This is a genomic window from Collinsella sp. 1033st1_E11_1033SCRN_220408 (genome assembly GCF_039062465.1).
Lineage (GTDB): Bacteria > Actinomycetota > Coriobacteriia > Coriobacteriales > Atopobiaceae > Parolsenella.
Genome location: NZ_JBCLNF010000010.1, coordinates 17,851 through 36,868 on the forward strand (window position 1 = coordinate 17,851; position 19,018 = coordinate 36,868).

Here is a 19,018-nt window from a genome sequence, read left to right on the forward strand (position 1 = left end):
TTAGCCGATCTTCAGCTCGTCGAGCTTGGCGTCGAGCTTCGCCATCTCATCGGCGGAAAGCTCCCACTCGAACGTCTCGCAGTTCTGGATCGCGTGGGCGTCCGTGCGCACGCCCACGAGAGCGGTGCCCACGTACTCCTTCTGGGTGCTCCAGTTCACCGCAACCTGCGCCACGGGCTTGCCGTGGGCCTCAGCGATCTCGTCCATGACCTTGAGCAGCTCCTGGACGCGCGAGAACTTGGGCTCCTGGAAGTAATCGTAGAAGCCGCCGCGGACGTCGCCCTCCTCGAACTTCGGGAGCTCACGGAACTTGCCCGACAGGATACCCGCGCCGAGGGAGCCGTAGGTGAAGGAATCAATACCGCGCTCGTAGCCCCACTTGATGAGGTCCTCGGAGGAGCGATCAACCATAGAGTAGGGCGGCTGCTGAACGTCGACCTGGGCGACCTTCTCGCACTCCTCAATCATCTCCGTCGTGAAGTTGGAGACGCCGATGTGGCGAATCTTGCCCTGCTCCTTGAGGAGCTGAAGAGCGCACATCGTCTCGGAGAACGGGGTCTTGGCGTCAGGCCAGTGCACGAAGTAGAAGTCGATGTAGTCAGTGCGGAGGTTGCGCAGTGAGCTCTCGACCTCCCTCATGATGTTCTTGAACGAGGAGTCGCGGTCATAGCCGTCGGCGCTGGTGATCAGGCCAACCTTGGTCGAGAGGAGGTAGCTCTCGCGATCGACGCCCTTAAGGGCGTTGCCAACGATCTTCTCGGACGTGCCGTTGCCGTAGCACGGAGCGGTGTCGACGAGGTTGACGCCGTGCTCGAGCATCGTGCGGATGGCGGACATGCTGGCCGCGTCGCTGTCGTTCTCGCCAAAGGAGTCGCCGCCAATCGCCCACGTGCCAACGGCGAGCTGGGAGACGTCAACGTCAGAGTTCTTGAGGTGCGTGTAGCGCATGTTGTTTCCCCTTCTAATAGGACGGCACGCGTCGAAAGCGCTCGAACGCGTGCCGCCGGAAATTACCTTGAACAAGCTTCGGATAATCCGGAAGCCGCCTTACACGATACCCACGAGGCCGAGGACGAGCGCGAGAACCATGATGCCAACCAGGATGATGTTGACGTTGACGTTCTTCTTGCGCAGGAGCCACAGGACGACGAGCGTGAGGGCCAGGGGCACGAGGCCCTTGAAGATCGAGTCGAGGTAGGTCTGGATCATGACCGGGTCAGAATCCTGGACCGGGATGGACAGAATCGTGTTGAAATGGACGTTCGCCGCGGTCATGGCGCCGATCATCACGAGGCCGACCGTGGAGGTGGCCTTGGTGATGAGCTTCATGAGGCCACCCTCGTACATCTCGGAGATGAAGTTGGTGCCCATGCTGAAGCCGAGGTAGGTCATGAAGTAACGGCAGAGAATCGACGGGATGTTGTAGATCAGCAGGAACATGATCGCGCCGAGGGGCGAGCCGCTCATGGCGAGGTTGATGCCAATGCCGGCGGCGATGACGCGCAGGACGCCCCAGAAGATTGCGTCGCCGATACCGGACATCGGGCCCATGAGGGAGACCTTGATACCGTCGATGGACTCGGTATCGAAGTCATCGTGCTCGGAGTTCTCCCTCTCCATGGAGGCGACGAGGCCCATGGCGAACGTGCCGACGTTCTGGGTGATGTTGTACCAGGTCGTGTGGCGCTTCATGGCGTCGGCGCGAGCCTCGGGATCGTCGGCGTAGTAGCGGTTAAGAGCGGGTTGGACGGAGTACAGCCAACCATCGGCGCCAGCCTTGACGGAACCGCCGGCGCAGGAAGCGAACACGGAGAAGGAGCGCAGGAAAATGCGGTTGAGCATCTTCTTGTCTTCAGGGCTCACATTCTTGGTCAGATTGCTCATGCGAAGAAATCCTCCTCGTCGCTGGTTGCAGAGTCGCCGGAAACGGCCTGGGTAGCCACGCCATTCTTCTTAAGGTCGAAGATCTCCTTGTCGCGGAGGGCGGAGGCAACCGCGATGATGAGGCCGAGGACGGCGATGGCGATCATCGGGAGGCCGAGGTACTGGTAGAGCGTGAAGCCCAGGAAGAAGTAGATGCTGAGCTCGGTGCTCCAGAGCATCTGGAGCAGGAGCGCCATACCAACGGCGGGCAGGAGGGCGCCCACGGCGTTGAGGCCGTTCATGACGTTGGCCGGAATCTGGTTGACGATAGCGGCAACAGGCTCGGCGCCAAGGTAAACACCCAGGAAGGCGATGAGTGCAAAGGCTGCGTACTTAACAAACCACAGAACGAAGTGCTGGAAAGCAAGGCCCTTCTCGTTGCCATCGGCGGCCATCTTGTCGAGGGTGCCGGCGAAGAACGCAAGGAACACGTTGTTCATGAAGATCGAGAGGAACGCGGTAACGACGCCCACGGGAACAGCCAGCGTGATGGCCGCGCCCTGGTCAATGCCAGCGCCAACGGTGAAGGCAACGGCGAGAGCGGTCGCGGTAACGGGCTCGGCGGAGATAGCGCCACCGATGTTCACCGCGCCCATGAAGATCGCCTCAAGAGAGGCACCGATGATGACACCGGTCTTAACATCGCCCATCAGGAGGCCCGCAACAAGGCCAACCACAAGAGGACGCTCGATCATGCACTGACCGAGAACCCAGTTACCACCGTAGCAAATCAGCACGGTCAACCAGGCCATTACTGCCAACCCAATCATTTGACTTCCTTTCCCTCGTCTGGCCAGACGGCCAGCCCCTTACTTCTCCGCCGCCTCGATCAGGCTCTTGAGAGGAGTCCTGGTGTGAGACGGGATGAGCTGATGGAAGACCGGAATACCCTGCTCGCAAAGCTCCTTGGCCGCGGCAAGCTCGTCCGGGTTGAGCATGATCGTGTCGTTAAGGGCGACCTTGGTGGCCGGATCAGACTTATCGAAGCGGCCGACGTTCGCGACGTTCACGCCCTCGATCTTGCCCGGTGCGCCCTTGACCAGCTCAAGCACGTCGCGCACGCAGTTGGTAAGCGCGAAGATGCGCATGGAGTCAGCACGCGGGTCGTTCGCGATGCGGCAGGCATCCGGGACGTCCTTGACGAGTAGCTTCTGACCCGCCGGCGTGCCCATGGAAAGCGTCATGCGAAGGGCATCGCTCTCCACCGCGTGCTTGTTAGCGACGATGATCCTGGTGGTGTTGAGCTCCTTGGTCCACACCAGGGCGACCTGTCCGTGAATCAGACGGTCATCGACTCGAACCTGAACAATCATTGCCGTTCCCTTCCCCACGTATTGAATAGACCGTTAGTCAAAGAAGTCGCCGTCGGATTCCCCATCGTCCGAAACGCTGTTCGGCGGCTCCACTACCTGCATCGTTTGCCTCGCAAGCTCAATGCTCTGCTTGATCGACTCTGCCGTGACCGGCTCTGCGCTGATGAGCGTCTCGATCACGAGACCGAGGTTCATGCCGGTGACGTGGACGATTCCGTGCTTCTCCGGCTCCATGAGGACGACCTTCTGGAAGACGGAGCCACCGTAGATGTCGGTGAAGATGACCGCGTCGTCGTCAGGGCCCACCGAGTCAATGAAGGCTTCGATGCGCGGCGTGAAGTCCGTGTCGTCGACGTAGCAGTCAACCGCTTCCACCAGGTTGGACATGCCGGTCAGAATCTCGATCGAGCTCCTGATTCCGCTTGCGAGGTGGCCGTGCGACGCGACAAGAATCTTCTTCATCAAGCCCCTCCTAGAGCGAGTAGTGGTTCGGGTTCAGGAGCTGGATCTTGCCGGCGACGAAGGCGCGCATGTCCGGGGCGGCATCCATCAGGAGGCCAATGCCGTTGCCATCGTTCTTGCCAGAGTTGATGTCCTTCTCGAAGGCGCGATACATGGAGCGGAAGTACTCGGTGGCGATGTTGAACTTGCTCATGCCGAGGTTCACGGCCTCCTGGAGCTGCTCGTCAGGGATGTCGGAGCAACCGTGCATAACGAGGGGCACGCTGACGGCCTCCCTGCAGGCCTTGATGCGCTCCATGTCGAGGTTCGGCACCTTGACGTACGGGCCGTGCGCGTTGCCCACGGCGATGGCGAGCGAGCCGCAGCCCGTGCCCTCGACGAACTCCTCGGCGAGGTTCGGGTCGGTGTAGTGATCGCTGTTCACGAAGTCGTTCGCGTCGGAGCCGTTGCCGACGTGGCCGAGCTCGGCCTCGATGTCGACATCGAAGATCTTCGCGACCTGGACGACGTCCTTCGTGAGCTGGAAGTTCTCCTCATAGGGAAGCGAGGAGCCGTCGACCATGACGGAGGGGAAGCCAGCCTTGACGCCCTTGACGGCGATCTCGTAGCCGGCGGAGTGGTCCTGGTGGACGGCGACGGGCACGCTGGCGCGCTCGGCGTAGTAGCGGGCGGCAAAGGCGATGATGTCGAGGGCGCAGTGGTCCTCGAAGCCGGGCCAGTACTGGATGATGATGGGCATGTGCTCATCCTCGGCGGCCTGGATCGCATAACGGATGGTCTCCGTGTTGATGACGTTGATAGCGGGCACGCCGTAGTGGTGCTCGGTCGCATGCTGAAGAAGCTCGTTGACCTTGATGAGAGACATCTTTGTCTTCCTTTCACCTGGATAACCATTGGATCGGACAGTTCTCAGCTCGTCAGCTGGTTGAACACGAAGTGAGGCGCGGAGCCGTTAAGGTGCGGCGCCGAAGTGCGGAAACGCTTGTGGAGCAGAGCTATGCGGCCGTCTGGGTCTCAGGCTGTGGCGCCGCGTTGCGACGCCACGCCGCGTACGCCACAAGAGCAACGACCGCAGCAATCGTTGATGCGAGGGCGAAGATCAGGAAACCAGTACGCGTGCCAAATGCGTCGCACGCCCAACCGCCAAACAGGTTCGCAACCACGACGGACAGGCCGCTCTGGACCATCGCGAAGGCACTCTGACCGCGAGCGCGACAATCCTCGTAGGTGTGGTTGGCAATGTAGGTAACGCAGGAGTAGTAGACGGTCATGTAGCTCACGCTCTGAAGGAGCTGGCCGCAGATCATGACCGGAACGATGCCGGTGCCCACAAGCACGAGCCTGAGCGCCGCCATGAAGCAGGAGAAGATCAGGAGGTTCATCTCGCCGAAGCGCCTAACCAGCCTGGAGGAGACGAGCAGAATGGGAATCTCGCTCGCGGCGGAGACGGCGCTCATCACGCCCACGAGGTTCTGGCCCTCGCCAAGCTCGACCGCGTAGCGGCCCAAGAACGCCCCGATGAAGCCGATCGCGGCCGAGCTGATGAAGGCGAAGACCAAGACGAAGGCGATCTCGTTGCTGGTGAACAGCGAGAGGAGACCCTTACCGTGGGAGACCCTGGGGCCATCCGTGGCATTGGCGCGAGCGCCCGCCTCGGGAAGGCGCCACATGTGGGCCGCGAAGATAACCAGAGCGGCGGAGACCACCGCAAACTGGATCTGGGGAGCCACGTCAAGCAGCTTGCCAAGAATCAGGACGACGATGGCATAGCCGATGGTGCCACCCATGCGGATGCGAGAAAAGTCCAGGCCAGAGCGATCAGCGAGTTCGATAACGAGGGAGTCGCTCAGGGGCAGAAGGCCCGAGAAGAACGCCGAGAACGCGAAGGTCACGAGAAGGACCGGGACGAACGTCTTGGCGAGGTAGTACAGAGGAGCGAGGATTGCCGCGCCCAGGCACAGGACCACGATAACCGCGCGGCGACGCCCGAGCTTGTCAGCGATCGTCGACCAGAGCGGCTGGATGGCGAGCGCACACACCGGAGTCGCCGCGAGGAGGATGCCGGTCTCAGCCGCGCTGAGGCCGAGCCCCGTGTAGTGGGCGGAGAGGAACGGCGAGTACACGCCCGCGCAGACCCAGTAGAGGACGTTCGCGAAGAACAGCGAAGTCATGCTGACGTTTGCCTTGGCGTTCTGCATCGCGCTTCCTCCTTCTTGGTCGCCGGGCCCCGCCTGGACGCCGGAGTGTTTCGCCATCTAGCGTGAAACGAAATTACGAGACTCTGGAACGATGTTCTGTTGTTTCATCGTTATCGTGCCGTTGTTTCACGGCTCATAAGATAGCCGCTCGAGCTGGGGTTGTGTCGAAGGAGCGCCGATTTGCCGCGAACGGTAGGAAATGAGCGGTGAAACGCTGTTTCGAAATTTCTGAAACAACTTGCCCGGTTTTCACCCCCCCCTGCCCTAACATACAAACCAAACCAGGGCTAAGGAGTGACCATGGATAAGACAGGGGACGTGCTCAGCCACATCTGCGCGGTCATGAGCAGCCTATCCCCCTCGGAAAAGGCAATCGCAACGTATGTGCTCGACCATCCGTCTGACGTCGCGGCGATGACCGTTCGCGAACTGGCAGCGGAGACCGGCACGTCGTCGGCGTCCGTCTCGAGGTTCGCAAGGACGCTTGACTACCGAACGTACTCGGATATGCGTCTGGCTCTCGGCATATCCATCAGCAGGGCATCCGGCGAAGAGAAGGCCACCGGCGGCAAGGTCACCCTCGATAACGTCGAGGGATCGATTAAGTACGTTTTGTCGCACAAGGTCAAAGAGCTCGCCGAGACGACCTCGCTTATTGACTCTGATGACTTTGCGGCTGTTGTTAACCTGCTTCACAATGCTAACCTCGTTTTGGTTGCCGGCGTGGGCAACACGATCAACATGGGTGCAAACGCTGCGTTCAAGTTCTCGCAAGTTGGGGTTAGGGCCTTTTGCCCCAGCACCACTGAGGCCATGGCTTCCGTCGCCACAAACCTCACGGAAAATGATGTCTTGCTTGTCATTTCAACGTCTGGATACTCGAAGCGCCTCGTCAACATCTTTGACTCCGCCGAGGACTCGAATACCCCCGTCGTGATGATTACCGACAGCCCCGATACACCCCTCGCAAAACGCGCAACGCATATCATTCGAGCCGTTTCCCGCGACCAAGCCATCACCGGGAGCGAGATTTATTTCTCCCACAACTCGATCAACTTCATTATCGAGCTGCTGTTCCTCTTCCTCGTCTCTTGTTGGGACGATCCCATCGAGCTCAACAGAATCGTCTCGAAGAACCTCATGGGAGACAGGCAGTACAGCTAGGTTAACGGGTGTCGGCGCACCGGCGCGCGGGGCAGCAACGCGCGGGGCAGCAACGCGCGACATCAACGCGCACGGCTGGCACCAGCGCGCACGGCGCCCACGCGCACGGCACGCAGCAGCTCACACGGCATCAACGCACGCGGCACGAAGCACAGTCAGCGTCACGCAGATAAATGGCCAACCGCACAAGCGGGGGCATAGGAGGCGGCATGATCAAGCTCATCCTCGCAGACATGGACGGAACCCTGCTGCCGTTTGGCTCAAGGGTCGTGTCGGAGCGCACGCACCAGGCGATTCTCTCCGCTCTTGCGGCGGGAATCTCGTTTGGCCCCGCGAGCGGCCGCGACTACGTCGATCTCGCCGATGCCTTTGACGGCGATACGCGCTGTTTCTCAACCGGCATCATGGCCAACGGAAAGAAGGTCTTCTCCGGCGGCAAGCTCGTGTTCAAAAAGACGCTCTCGACGGAGGCGCTCATCAAGCTCGAGGGTGCCGTGCGCCCCTACGCAGGGACATCGCTCTGGCTAGTCGCCGATGCCGACGAGACAGGTATGCGCTGCGAGCAGTTTCTCTGCGGCGTCGAGCCCGATGACGAATTCGCCTTGGGGGTCGTCGAGGACTCCGGAAGGGACATGACGCCCGGAGATGTGCCCACGAACCGCGACGTCATCACCGCCGGCATCTTCGTCAACGTTGACTCCGCCCCGACGGAAGTCGTTCGGAGCCAATGCAAGGGAACCTGCCCAGAGCTTGATTTCCCAGCGCCCACCCCGTTCTTCCTGGATGTTGTTCCTGCCGGCTGGAGCAAGGTGAACGGGCTCGACGCGCTGCTCGGCAGCCTTGGGATCACGCTAGACGAGGTCGCTTTTATCGGAGACTCGGAAAACGACGTGACGCTCCTCGAAAAGGTGCCGCACTCCTACGCAGTCGCGGGCGCGACGCCAGAGGCCAAGGAGGCCGCACACTTCCTGATTGGCGACGCCGCCGAGGACTCCGTCGCGCAGCTCATCGAGCAGATCGTGCGGGAGCAGAGCTAGGGCGAGGAGCGGGCGAAACTTTCGTCCGTAATTGCTAATCACACTTTTGCGGCACAAGAAAAGGCCCTCCCGAAAAGGTGGAGGGCCCTGATGTGCATGCGCGCTCAACCACCCATGGCTCGAGGTTCATCGCCCCGCGACGGCCCCGCCGCTACCTCGTGACAACCCACAGCGTTGCCATGGTCGCGATGCCGATGCCCACAATGAGCGCCACCCACAGGACGCGTACCACGGGATTCATGTCGCCCGCCACCGCCATGTCGTTCGCACGCCAGAACCAGTTGTCGTTCATCTTGTTCATGATGGCCTCCTTAGCCTTCGCTTTTCACTGTCTATGGTCGCGAAAGCCCAGGTCACGTGCCATCGATTTGCCTTACGCCCAGCTTTCAGTTCTGTAAGGAGAGGAGCGGGCAGGCGTGCGCACTTGCATCCGTGCGGCTGTCCGGGCACGGCCGCCCGCACACTCGCGGCCGCCCACGTCCACGCATGCGCGCCCACACACGCCCCCAAGCCGTCCTCGCCCGCGCACGCGCGCCCATGTGTGCCTCCAAGCCACCCCCCCCGCGTGGACCCCGCGCGCCCACGCGCGCTCGTGGTACCCTCAGCCAAGACACGGCTCAATCCCGCGAGCCAAGATCGAGGCGCGAAAGGTTGCTCACGACAGATGGCACAGACGGATTCCCCAATAAACCGCAGCTCAAACGCCCATAGCAACACCACCGGCGTTCCCGGCAACGCCGCCGCGTCCGGCAACGCTCCCACGCCCGGCGACCTCGCCGCCTCCATCGACCGCGAGCGCGCTCGCACTGCCTTCCTCGCCTACGTCGCGCCGTATGACCCCGCCAACCCACGCATCGCGCTCAAGGTAACGCACACGCTTCACGTGGCAGACCTTTGCGACCGCATCGCTCGCGAGCAGGGCTGGCCCGCCGCCGACGTCGACCTCGCCTGGCTCTGCGGCCTCCTTCACGACATGGGTCGCTTCGAACAGGTTCGCCGCTGGAACACCTTCCGCGACGCCGTCTCTTGTAGCCATGCCAAGCTGGGTGCCTCCGTGCTCTTTGGTAAGCGCGAGCGCCTCGGAGAACCCGTCCCCGCCGCCACTCCGGACTTCGGCACCCCTCGCATCCGCGACTTTATCGACTCGTCCGCAGATGACGTCACCATTCGCACCGCTATCGAATTGCACAGCGACTACAGACTTCCCCGTGACCTCGACCCGCGCACGCGCGCCTTCACTGAGCTCGTCCGCGACGCCGACAAGATCGACATCCTACGCACCGTCGGCGCGGACACCCCCGAGACCATCCTCGGCTGCGACGCAGACGAGCTGCTCGCAAGTTCGCTTTCACCCGAGGCAACACAGGCCTTCGACGCCCGCCGCTGCATGTTGCGCGACGACCGCTCCCAACCCGCGGACTTCCTCGTCAGCTTCGCCTGCTTCGCGTTCGAGCTCGCCTACCCGCAAAGTCGCGGGATAATGAGGGAGCAAGGCTACGCGACGGCGCTTCTCACGAAGCCCTTTGGCATCGAGGCGCCGTTCCGCAATCCGCACACCCGGTCCGAGCTCCAGCGCATGGCACATGAGCTCGACCTTTATCTTGAAGGGGTTCACGAATGAGCAAGCCGCGCGTCCTCATCGTCGCCACTGGCGGCACCATCGCCTCCGCCGAGGAGGGCTCTGGCCTCACGCCCCAGCTCACAGGCGACGAGCTCGCCGGATATGTCCCGGAGATCGCCCAGCTTGCAGATGTCGACGTTGTCCAAGTCATGAACATCGACAGCACCAACATGCGCCCCGCGGATTGGCAAGCGATCGGTGACGCCATCCTCGCGAGCTACGAGGGTTACGACGGCTTCGTCGTGCTGCACGGCACCGACACCATGGCCTACACCGCCGCCGCTCTCTCCTACCTCATCCAGGACAGCTCGCGGCCCATCGTGCTCACCGGCTCGCAGCAGCCCATGGCAAGTCCCTTCACCGACGCCCGCCTCAACCTCTTCCAGAGCGTCCTCTATGCGGCGGATCCCGCGTCGCGCGACGTCTCCGTCGTGTTTGGGGGAAAGGTTGTCGCCGGCACTCGCGCGCGCAAGCAGCGCACGATGAGTTTCGACGCCTTTACGAGCGTTAACTACCCTGACCTCGCACTTATTCGAAACAATCGCATCGTTCGCGCCGTGGAGACGCCTGTCGCGCAGGCAGCAAGCTGCGCCATTGCCGCGGAGCCCCGTGTCTACCATGACCTCAACGAGCGCGTCTTCGTCCTCAAGCTAACGCCCGAGGTAAACCCCCACGTCTTCGAGCTCCTCCGCGAAGACTACGACGCAATCATCCTCGAGACCTTTGGCATTGGCGGCATTCCGGACTCGCTCCACGACGCAATCTTTGGCTGGGTTGATTCCGGCCGCACGCTCGTGGTCACCACCCAGGTGCCCGAGGAGGGCCTTGACCTCGGCGTATATGAGGTTGGCCGTGCCTATGCGGAGCACCCGGGCATCCTCAAGGGCGACGACATGACCTGCGAGGCGCTCGTCGCCAAGACGATGTGGGCACTTGGCCAGACTCGCGAGCCGCGCGAGCTTCGCGAGCTCTTCTATCGCCCCGTCAACCACGACCGCCTTGCCTAGCCGCGCCGTCTCCGGACTATTTGCTCTCCCTTAATAGTCCAAGCCATCCCTTAATAGAGTTTTTTCGGCAAGGTGGTCAAAATACCCATCTTGGCGTACGCCAGAGGCCCCGGAGCCGCCTTTTTCTTGGCTCCAAAGGGCCTGTCCCGAGCCCATCGGTCCCATCCGGACGTTACTGTCTCCGGGTCAGTAATTAGTCAATCCGTCTACCTGCGGTTTTAGAAATCGCCAAAGCACGAGCCACACGTCATAGTCCTCTATTAGCGGTTCTCGCGTACGCCAAGATGCCCTTTTTGACCACCTGCTCGAAAATTTGCCGTAGCGTCAAAGCCCCGCCGCCCATGTGACCCCACCCATACGCGCGCCGCCCATCCGCCCCACCCACACGCACGCTGTCCATGCCGTAAACACGTTCAGCGCACGCGCATGCGACAGCGAAGGCAAGCCAGCCACCCCGGCGCTCCCCCAAACGTTAAAACTGCGTATCTGACACCCCTTAAATGCGCAGGCAGAGGCATTTATCGAAATGCGTGCGATTAGAATTCTGCCTACGCTTACCAACGTGGCACCGTTGCGCGCAGCAATCGCTCCGCGCAGCTTCGCCACAAAAAGAGGGGGAACCATGAAGTCCATTTCCAGGCGTTCTTTCGTGGCCGCCGGTGCCGGCGCCGTTGCGCTCGGCCTCGCCGCGTGCGGCAACTCCGGCAGCTCCGCCACCACCTCCGCCGCCGACGGCGAGAAGTCCTACAAGATCGGCGTTCTGCAGCTCACCCAGCACGCCGCGCTCGATGCCGCCAATGAGGGCTTCGTCGCCGCCCTCGACGCCTCCGGCATCAACTACACCATCGATCAGCAGAACGCTAACAATGACCAGAGCGCCTGCTCCACCATCGCCTCCAAGCTCGTGGGCGACAACGATGACCTGATCTACGTCATCGCCACCCCGGCCGCCCAGGCCGTCGCCGCCGCCACGACGGAGGTCCCCATCGTCGGCTGCGCCATCACCGACTACGCTGCCTCCGGCCTCGTCGCCGACAACGAGAAGCCCGGCGGCAACCTCACCGGCACCTCCGACATGAACCCCGTCGATGACCAGATCGCCATGCTCCAGAAGGTCCTCCCCGAGGCCAAGCACGTCGGCATGCTCTACTGCACCGCCGAGTCCAACTCGCTCCTCCAGATCGAGATGGCCGAGGCCGCGTGCGACAAGGCCGGCCTCACGCACGAGCGCTTCACCGTCTCCAGCTCCAACGAAGTCCAGAGCGTCGTCGAGTCGATGGTTGGCAAGGTCGACGCGGGCTACTCCCCCACCGACAACACCATCGCCGCAGCTGCCGCTCAGATTGGCCAGATCTGCAAGGAGGGCAAGCTTCCCTTCATCACCGGCGAGGAGAACATGTGCATGGGCATGGGCATCTGCACCCTCTCCATCGACTACACCGAGCTCGGCAAGATGGCCGGCGAGATGGCCGTCAAGATCCTGACCGAGGGCGCCGACCCCGCGGACATGGCGATCGAGTCCGAGTCCGGCGACCAGCTCAAGGTCATCAAGAACGAGGAGATGGCCGAGGCCCTCGGCATCGACCTCTCCGTGCTCGACGCCTAGGACGACGAGGCGGATTCGCCCGTCTACACCGCGGGCGACACGTCTCCGCGCTAGACTAGCTTGAGTTTTTGCGTTGCGCGCCCCGACGGGATTGCCGCCGGGGCGCGTTTGGATGGAAGGAACGACATGCTGACAGCAATGCTCGGCGCCGTCTCCCAGGGCATTCTCTGGGGCATCATGGTGCTCGGCGTCTTCATCACGTACAAGCTGCTCGACATCCCCGACCTGACGGTCGACGGCAGCTTCGCCACCGGCGGCGCGGTCTGCGCCGTTCTCGTGGTTGCCGGCGTCGATCCGGCGCTCGCCATTTTGGCCGCCATGATCGCCGGCGCCCTCTGCGGCGCGGTCACCGGGTTCCTGACCACGGCGTTCGAGATTCCCGCCATCCTCGCGGGCATCCTCACACAGATCAGCCTCTGGTCGATCAACCTGCGCGTCATGGGCAAGTCGAACACCCCGCTGCTCACGAGCAGGACGGTCTTCTCCGCGCTCGGCGACGCGACGGGACTGCCCTCCAACGTCTGCGCCATCATCGTGGGAGTCATCGTCGCCGTCGTGATCGTCGCGGGGCTGTACTGGTTCTTCGGCACCGAGATTGGCTCCGCCCTGCGCGCCACCGGTGACAACGAGGCCATGATCCGAGCGCTTGGCGTGAACACCAACACCACCAAGATGATCGCCCTCACGCTCTCCAACGCGCTCGTCGGCCTCTCCGGCGGCCTCATCTGCGAGCAGCAGAAGTACGCGGACATCGGCATGGGCACGGGCGCCATCGTCATCGGCCTTGCCGCCATCGTCATCGGCGAGGTGCTCGGGCGTCTCCTGCCGGGCGGCCTCACGAAGTTCGCTCCGCGCCTGATCTCCGCCGTGGCGGGCTCCATCGTCTACTTCCTCATCCGCGCCATCGTGCTGCAGCTTGGCATGGATGCCAACGACATGAAGCTCCTCTCCGCCATCATCGTCGCCGCCGCACTCTGCGTCCCCGTCGTCTGGGAGCGCACGCAACGCCGACGCGCCTACTCGAAGGGAGGCGAGCAGTAATGGCCATGCTCAAGCTCTCCCACGTCACCAAGACGTTCAACCGCGGCACCGTGACCGAGAAGCGCGCCCTCACCGGCGTGAACCTCGAGCTTGCCGAGGGTGACTTCGTCACCGTCATCGGCGGCAACGGCGCTGGCAAGTCGACGCTGCTCAACATGATCTCCGGCGTCTATCCGCTCGACGCGGGCACCATCGAGCTCGACGGCACCGACGTCTCGCGCATGAACGAGCCGCAGCGCGCCAAGTACCTCGGCCGCGTCTTCCAGGACCCCATGCGTGGCACCGCCGCAGACATGCAGATCGCCGAGAACCTCGCCCTCGCGAAGCGCCGCGGCAAGAAGCGCGGCCTTGCCTGGGGCATCTCTGCGCAGGAGAAGGAGGAGTATCCCAAGCTCCTCGCCACGCTCGACCTCGGCCTCGAGAGCCGCATGACCGCCAAGGTCGGCCTGCTCTCCGGCGGCCAGCGCCAGGCGCTGACCCTGCTCATGGCGACGCTCACCAACCCCAAGCTGCTGCTTCTCGACGAGCACACCGCGGCGCTTGACCCCAAGACTGCCAAGAAGGTCCTCGACCTGACCGAGCAGATCGTGGCCGAGCGCGGCCTCACGACCCTCATGGTCACGCACAACATGAACGACGCCATTCGCCTGGGCAACCGCCTGATCATGATGCACGAGGGTAACGTCATCTTCGACGTGGCCGGCGAGGAGAAGAAGAGCCTCACCGTGCCCGACCTGCTGCAGAAGTTCGAGGAGGTCTCCGGCGGCGAGCTCGCGAACGACCGCATGCTCCTGAGCTAACGCGGTCGGGCAGCGAGTGCCCGCAACGCGCCGTGGCCCCTCCGATGCGGCCTCGCCTTCTCTTCCCCGTGCAGCCGACGCCCACAACATGCCGTTGCCACCAATGCGGCCTCGTCCGTTGCCCGCCGATGCGGCCTCGCCCCCTCTTCCCCACGCAGCCGGCCGGTGCCAGCCCGCCACGGCGTCCGCGCCCTGCGGCCTAACGCCCGCAACACACTGCAACGCGCGCTCATGAACCGCCGCTCGCCGATAACCACGTCGGCGAGCGGCGGTCTTCTTTTGCGAAGTGCCCACGCCGAGCTGCGATGTCAGATTTGCGTCCGCCAACTGCAAGGTTCTGTCAGGTTCGTCTCCGCTAAGGTCTTCCCACTTTGCGAAGGGAGACCGGATGACAGACAAGCGGACGGACAAGGCGGCGAACGACGACGCGCTCCGCGGCGAGGCGAGTTTCCTCCGCCTCATGAAGGCGCTGCTTGCGTTTGTGATGGAACGGACCGGCGCGCGTCGTGGCCGGAGCTGCGATTTGCAAGCGAGGATCGCCGCTACGTCAGACGCGCTCGACCGCCTATGGGCAGCCCCTCAGCTCATTGACGAGTTTCTAGCCGAGAATCCCGCGGATTTCGACGAGTGGGACCTCGCCACGATCGCGTCCTGGCGCACCCCCGTCATGGGCCGCTTCGTCGTGACTGGTGTCCAGGGCAAGCGATTCGCCTGTCTGCCCGCAGACGCCGTCACGCCGCCCCGCCTCATCATCGTCAAGCTCATCAGACGCGAGGCGGATGAGCTCTTCCGCACCATCCCCTGCCTTATCGAGCTTGTTCTCCTCCCCTTCCGCGGCGCGATCGTCACCGACGGGAGAATCAAACGCCTTAGCTCGGCCACCAGGCCCGGCGGCGCGCCCGTCATCGAGAACCGCCTCCGTCTGGCAGCGCTCCACAAGCTGGTCCAGACGCCGAGCGACCTTGCGGAGCTCACTCAATCCGATCCGGAGAAGAGCGCGGGACACGGCTCCGCCGCGAGCCCTCGAGGTAGCCCCACGCCCCAGCACGCACGTGCTATGCTCAACGCTAGCTTTACCTCACCCCACGATAACAAGGAGGGCGCAAGCCCATGAGAACCGAGACTTCCGAGGCGCTCGCTCGTCTCGTTGGCTGTTTTGTTGCCGCAATCGAGGACACCGGAACGCAGATTCCTTCCGACGTAGTCGAGCACCTCACCGAGAACCCCCTCAAGAGCTGCGAGGCTCTGAACGACCTCGCACTTTCCTGCGGTGCTATCGATGACTCGCTCGACGCGGCGCTCGCCGCCATTTATGAGTCCATGGACGCCGCGGACGCTCGTGGCGAGGTGGATGAGTTCACCGCAGAGCGCATCGCTCGCACCTGGGTCCGCACTCACCGCGAACCGGAGCCCGAGCCGGAACCCGAGCCAGAACCGGAACCGGAACCGGAGCCCGAGGCGTACGAGGGCCACGGTAGCGCTGCGAACGAGCAGGAGACGCCTGCCGAGGAGACGCCCCAGCCCAAGAAGAAGCGCCGCAACCGCAAGCAGAAGGCGGACGAAGCTGCAGAGAGCAACGTAGCCAAGGCGGACGACCAGGAGGCGGCGCAGGAGCCTGAGCCGACACCCGAGCCCGCGCCCGTCGAAGATGCGACAGAGAATTCCGTCCCCGAAAAGCCCAAGAGGCGTCGCGCCCGCAAGACAGAGAAGCCGGCTGCCGAGGCCACAGAGCCGGTCGCGCCCGTCGAGGACGCTGCGCCTGTCGCCGCTGACGAGGACGCGCAGTCGGAGGAGGCTGCCCCCACAACAGAGGCCACGCCCGTGACAAATGACGAGCCCGCAGCCGCCGCGGATGCCCAACCCGAGCCCGCAGCCACCCCCGCCCCTTCGGGCGAGACGCTCAGCGTCGACCAGGCCATCGCCATTCTCGGCGTGAGCCGTCCCACCATCTACAAGCTCATTGAGTCTGGCGAGCTTCCCGCAAGCAAGAAGGGCCGTAGCTGGCGCATCTCCGCCGCCGCCGTGAGCGAGCGCGCCAACCAGTAGCACGTGCCCGAGCGCGAGCTCGAGGCCAGCTTTCACTCCGCTGGCGTGCACTCATCCGAGCACGAGCTCGAGGTCAGCCTTCGCTCCACCCGCGCGAGCCGAAACAAACGAGGGCCGCCCCACCACGGGACGGCCCTCGCGTCATATCGTCGAATCGCGGACGCGCCACCTAGTGGATCGGGTCCTCGCCATCCTCCAAAAACAACGGCACGGCGATGCGCGTGTAAAGCGCGAGCCAAATGAGCGAGAGACAGAATCCGCCAATAACGTCACTCGCGTAATGAACGCCCAGATAAATACGACTCACACCCACCATGACGATGACGATGCCAAAGGCGGCAAGTAGAAGCGTGCGCTGCCTATGGTCCTTCTCGTACTTCCAAACGAACCAGGCAAGAAGACCAAAGAACGCCATCGCCACCATCGAGTGACCCGACGGGAAGCTGAAGCCGCTCACACTCGCAAGGCGGAATCCGTCCGGGCGCGGGCGCTGGATGATGAACTTGAGCGCCTGGTTGATGAGAACAACAAGGCCAAGGTTAACGGCGCAGCACCATCCCGGGCGTCTACCCGGGGCAAACGCGGCGACCGCCAGCAGCAGCACGAGCAGCGTCAGCGGCGTCGCCAACGCCGAGAAGCTCTCCATGATCGGCGTGAGCCACGGGCGACGCAGATGCTCGACGATGAGCCAATATGCCGCACGATCCAGCCGCATCGACTCAAGCTCGAGAACATCCTCAAGAATCATCACGAACACCGCGGAGCACACGGCGATCACAACAAAACGCGCGTTATCGCGGATAAGCGAGCAAAACTGACTCGCGATTGTCTTTGAATCCCTGCCCTTGCCAGAAGACATGTGCGTTCCCCCATAAATCGAACTTGCACATGAGGATGATACCCAAGCCCACGCGCGCAAGCCCCGCGCGGACCTCGCGCATCACAACCGCGCCCTCCCGACGCGCGCGGCGCCACGTCCTCTCACCGACAGGTCTATCATGCTTGTTACTCTGCAGCATTTAGTGGTTTAAGATGTAAACAACGCTTCCCCCAAAGAGAAGGATGACTATGTCCACTTCGAAGCACATCACCTCCGCCGGCATCGACCGTCGCGGCTTCCTCAAGCTCATGGCCGCCGGCGCTGCGACCATGCCGCTCGCCCTCGCCGGCTGCGGCTCCAGCCAGCAGGCCACCACGACCTCCGCTGCCACCACTGCCGCCGGGGCCGCCGACATCTCCGGCGCCAAGCTCACCTTCGTCGGCGACGACGCCTTCGCCCCCTACCGCTACCTCGAGGTTCAGGCCGATGGCACCCAGAAAGTCGTCGGTCTCGACATCGCCGTCGCGGACGAGATGGCGAACCGCCTCGGCTTCACCTATGACTTTGAGCCGCAGGAGTTCACCGCAACCCTCGCCTCCGTCCAGAGCAGCGACACCTCGTTCACCATGGCCATGTCCTCCAATCCCGAGCGCGAGGAGACCTTCGACTTCACGCGCGGCTATTACCAGCCGCTCGTTGGCGTTCTCACGATGAACGACGAGGTCAAGACCATCGATGACCTCAAGGGCAAGTCCATCGCCTGCACCACGGGCACCGTCCAGAACAAGTTCATCTCCGCTGTCCTGCCCGATGGCGACATCCACACCTATGACGGTGGCGACCAGTGCCTGCAGGAAGTCCTCTCTGGCCGCATCGACGCCTACCTGTGCGACGGCGCGGAAGGCCAGTCCATGCGCGACGCCAACGAGGGCCTCGTCCTCGGCTTCCTCGATCGCTCCGAGACGAAGGACTATGTGGGCGTCTATCGCATCATGGCCGCCAAGGGTGCCTCGTTCGTCGCCGCCTTCGACGAGTGCATCGGTGAGATGCTTGCTGACGGCACGATCGACGAGTTCATCGGCCAGTACGTGGGCGATGACTTCAAGTGGGGCGACGACACCAGCGCCTCCGGCACCGCGACCACCGGCGTTGCCGCAAACTAGCGTCTCACCCACCGGTCAGCACCCAGGCAGCTCAGCATGAAATTCTCGCTGATAGAACCCTATGCGCCGATGTTCGTGGGCGGTCTCGCCGTCACCTGCGAGGTGACGGCGGCTGCCCTCCTGCTCGCGTTTGTCGTGGGCTTCGCCATCGCCGTGCTCAAGGTCATCCCCTGCAAGCCGTTGCGTCTGCTGCTCGACTTCTACACCTCGATCTTCCGAGGCGTGCCCCTCATCGTGTTGCTCTTCATCGCCTACTTCGCGACACCGCAGCTCACGGGCTATAAGATCACGATGTTCGCCGCCAGCGTCCTCACGTTGGGCCTCAATGGCTCCGCCACCGTCTCGGAGACGGTGCGCGGCGGCATCGAAGGCGTCGGCCGCGGTCAGTACGACGCGAGCCGCGCGCTCGGCCTCTCCTACATAACGATGATGAGCAAGGTCATCATCCCCCAGGCACTCCGCAGTGTGGCCCCCGCCTTGGTAAACGAGGTCATCACCGTGCTCAAGAGCTCGTCGTTGGTGGCAACCATTGGCCTCATGGATATGATGCGCGCCGCTCAAAGCGTGCAGGCCATCACCTACCGCGCCTTCGAGCCGTTCATCGTGGTGGCCATCGTCTATTACGTAATTGTCATGGCACTCGTCGCCGTCGCCAACCGCCTCGAACGCCGCATGCGCGCCTAGCGCCCTCACGTCGCCCCCTAGATGTTATGTGCCAATAGGTTGTTTACACCCGGGTGGTGACAAATAGGGAGGCCTCCCGCATGCTGTGGGTTGTCTAGGCGCACAGCGAGGAGGGGCCTCCCATGTCCCAGCA

Annotated in this window: 20 protein-coding genes; 11 read left to right on the forward strand and 9 right to left on the reverse strand. The window is 63.1% G+C overall.

What is annotated here, in order from left to right:
• From ABCN07_RS06975 to ABCN07_RS07005, 7 genes are all read right to left on the reverse strand, one after another.
• A complete protein-coding gene (locus ABCN07_RS06975; RefSeq protein WP_343005999.1) occupies positions 1 to 948 on the reverse strand; it encodes an aldo/keto reductase in 948 nt (315 codons plus the stop codon).
• Positions 949 to 1,047: 99 nt separating this feature from the next.
• Positions 1,048 to 1,884, reverse strand: a complete 837-nt coding sequence (locus ABCN07_RS06980; RefSeq protein WP_320678812.1) for a PTS system mannose/fructose/sorbose family transporter subunit IID — start codon at positions 1,882 to 1,884, stop codon at positions 1,048 to 1,050.
• Positions 1,881 to 2,693, reverse strand: a complete 813-nt coding sequence (locus ABCN07_RS06985) for a PTS sugar transporter subunit IIC (RefSeq protein WP_343006000.1) — start codon at positions 2,691 to 2,693, stop codon at positions 1,881 to 1,883. Before ABCN07_RS06985 ends, ABCN07_RS06980 begins: the two co-directional genes overlap by 4 nt.
• A gap of 39 nt (positions 2,694 to 2,732) precedes the next feature.
• Positions 2,733 to 3,236 carry a PTS sugar transporter subunit IIB gene (locus ABCN07_RS06990; RefSeq protein WP_293836468.1) on the reverse strand — a complete coding sequence of 168 codons (504 nt, stop codon included), beginning with the start codon at positions 3,234 to 3,236 and terminating at the stop codon, positions 2,733 to 2,735.
• A 33-nt stretch (positions 3,237 to 3,269) separates the two neighbouring features.
• Positions 3,270 to 3,698 (reverse strand): PTS sugar transporter subunit IIA, encoded by a 429-nt coding sequence (locus tag ABCN07_RS06995; protein ID WP_343006001.1) that lies wholly within the window; start codon positions 3,696 to 3,698, stop codon positions 3,270 to 3,272.
• 10 nt (positions 3,699 to 3,708) lie between these two features.
• Positions 3,709 to 4,563, reverse strand: a complete 855-nt coding sequence (locus tag ABCN07_RS07000; protein WP_343006002.1) for a class II fructose-bisphosphate aldolase — start codon at positions 4,561 to 4,563, stop codon at positions 3,709 to 3,711.
• A gap of 130 nt (positions 4,564 to 4,693) precedes the next feature.
• Positions 4,694 to 5,896, reverse strand: coding sequence for an MFS transporter (locus ABCN07_RS07005; protein WP_343006003.1), 1,203 nt, complete (start codon positions 5,894 to 5,896; stop codon positions 4,694 to 4,696).
• A gap of 300 nt (positions 5,897 to 6,196) precedes the next feature.
• Here ABCN07_RS07005 and ABCN07_RS07010 point away from each other — a divergent pair, with 300 nt between their 5' ends.
• Both ABCN07_RS07010 and ABCN07_RS07015 read left to right on the forward strand, forming a co-directional pair.
• Positions 6,197 to 7,060 carry a MurR/RpiR family transcriptional regulator gene (locus ABCN07_RS07010; RefSeq protein WP_343006004.1) on the forward strand — a complete coding sequence of 288 codons (864 nt, stop codon included), beginning with the start codon at positions 6,197 to 6,199 and terminating at the stop codon, positions 7,058 to 7,060.
• Between the two features lie 209 nt (positions 7,061 to 7,269).
• The gene (locus tag ABCN07_RS07015) at positions 7,270 to 8,097 is read left to right on the forward strand and encodes an HAD family hydrolase (RefSeq protein ID WP_343006005.1); all 828 of its coding nucleotides are present in this window, start codon (positions 7,270 to 7,272) and stop codon (positions 8,095 to 8,097) included.
• Positions 8,098 to 8,248: 151 nt separating this feature from the next.
• On the opposite strand, the gene ABCN07_RS07020 is transcribed toward ABCN07_RS07015, so the two are convergent.
• Positions 8,249 to 8,398: a hypothetical protein gene (locus ABCN07_RS07020; protein ID WP_293815408.1), complete on the reverse strand. Its 150-nt coding sequence runs from the start codon at positions 8,396 to 8,398 to the stop codon at positions 8,249 to 8,251.
• A gap of 363 nt (positions 8,399 to 8,761) precedes the next feature.
• Between ABCN07_RS07020 and ABCN07_RS07025 the strand changes: the two genes are divergently transcribed.
• From ABCN07_RS07025 to ABCN07_RS07055, 7 genes are all read left to right on the forward strand, one after another.
• Complete coding sequence (locus tag ABCN07_RS07025; protein WP_343006006.1) at positions 8,762 to 9,718, forward strand: HDIG domain-containing metalloprotein; 957 nt, start codon at positions 8,762 to 8,764, stop codon at positions 9,716 to 9,718.
• On the forward strand, positions 9,715 to 10,725 hold the full coding sequence (locus ABCN07_RS07030) for an asparaginase (RefSeq protein WP_343006007.1): 1,011 nt from the start codon (positions 9,715 to 9,717) through the stop codon (positions 10,723 to 10,725). The genes ABCN07_RS07025 and ABCN07_RS07030 overlap by 4 nt, the downstream gene beginning before the upstream one ends.
• Positions 10,726 to 11,347: 622 nt before the next feature.
• Positions 11,348 to 12,331 (forward strand): ABC transporter substrate-binding protein, encoded by a 984-nt coding sequence (locus ABCN07_RS07035; RefSeq protein WP_343006008.1) that lies wholly within the window; start codon positions 11,348 to 11,350, stop codon positions 12,329 to 12,331.
• A 126-nt stretch (positions 12,332 to 12,457) separates the two neighbouring features.
• Entirely contained in the window at positions 12,458 to 13,372 is a 915-nt protein-coding gene (locus tag ABCN07_RS07040; RefSeq protein ID WP_343006009.1) for an ABC transporter permease, read from the forward strand.
• Between the two features lie 5 nt (positions 13,373 to 13,377).
• Positions 13,378 to 14,172 carry an ABC transporter ATP-binding protein gene (locus ABCN07_RS07045; protein ID WP_293815451.1) on the forward strand — a complete coding sequence of 265 codons (795 nt, stop codon included), beginning with the start codon at positions 13,378 to 13,380 and terminating at the stop codon, positions 14,170 to 14,172.
• A gap of 388 nt (positions 14,173 to 14,560) precedes the next feature.
• Complete coding sequence (locus tag ABCN07_RS07050; protein WP_343006010.1) at positions 14,561 to 15,286, forward strand: hypothetical protein; 726 nt, start codon at positions 14,561 to 14,563, stop codon at positions 15,284 to 15,286.
• The gene (locus tag ABCN07_RS07055; RefSeq protein ID WP_343006011.1) at positions 15,283 to 16,218 is read left to right on the forward strand and encodes a helix-turn-helix domain-containing protein; all 936 of its coding nucleotides are present in this window, start codon (positions 15,283 to 15,285) and stop codon (positions 16,216 to 16,218) included. Before ABCN07_RS07050 ends, ABCN07_RS07055 begins: the two co-directional genes overlap by 4 nt.
• A 169-nt stretch (positions 16,219 to 16,387) precedes the next feature.
• Here the strand turns inward: ABCN07_RS07055 and ABCN07_RS07060 are convergent, their stop codons facing one another.
• A complete protein-coding gene (locus ABCN07_RS07060; protein WP_343006012.1) occupies positions 16,388 to 17,077 on the reverse strand; it encodes a phosphatase PAP2 family protein in 690 nt (229 codons plus the stop codon).
• A gap of 209 nt (positions 17,078 to 17,286) precedes the next feature.
• Here ABCN07_RS07060 and ABCN07_RS07065 point away from each other — a divergent pair, with 209 nt between their 5' ends.
• Together ABCN07_RS07065 and ABCN07_RS07070 are read left to right on the forward strand one after the other, a co-directional pair.
• Entirely contained in the window at positions 17,287 to 18,201 is a 915-nt protein-coding gene (locus ABCN07_RS07065; RefSeq protein ID WP_343006013.1) for a transporter substrate-binding domain-containing protein, read from the forward strand.
• A gap of 36 nt (positions 18,202 to 18,237) precedes the next feature.
• The gene (locus ABCN07_RS07070; protein WP_343006014.1) at positions 18,238 to 18,885 is read left to right on the forward strand and encodes an amino acid ABC transporter permease; all 648 of its coding nucleotides are present in this window, start codon (positions 18,238 to 18,240) and stop codon (positions 18,883 to 18,885) included.
• The last annotated feature ends 133 nt before the right edge of the window (positions 18,886 to 19,018 follow it).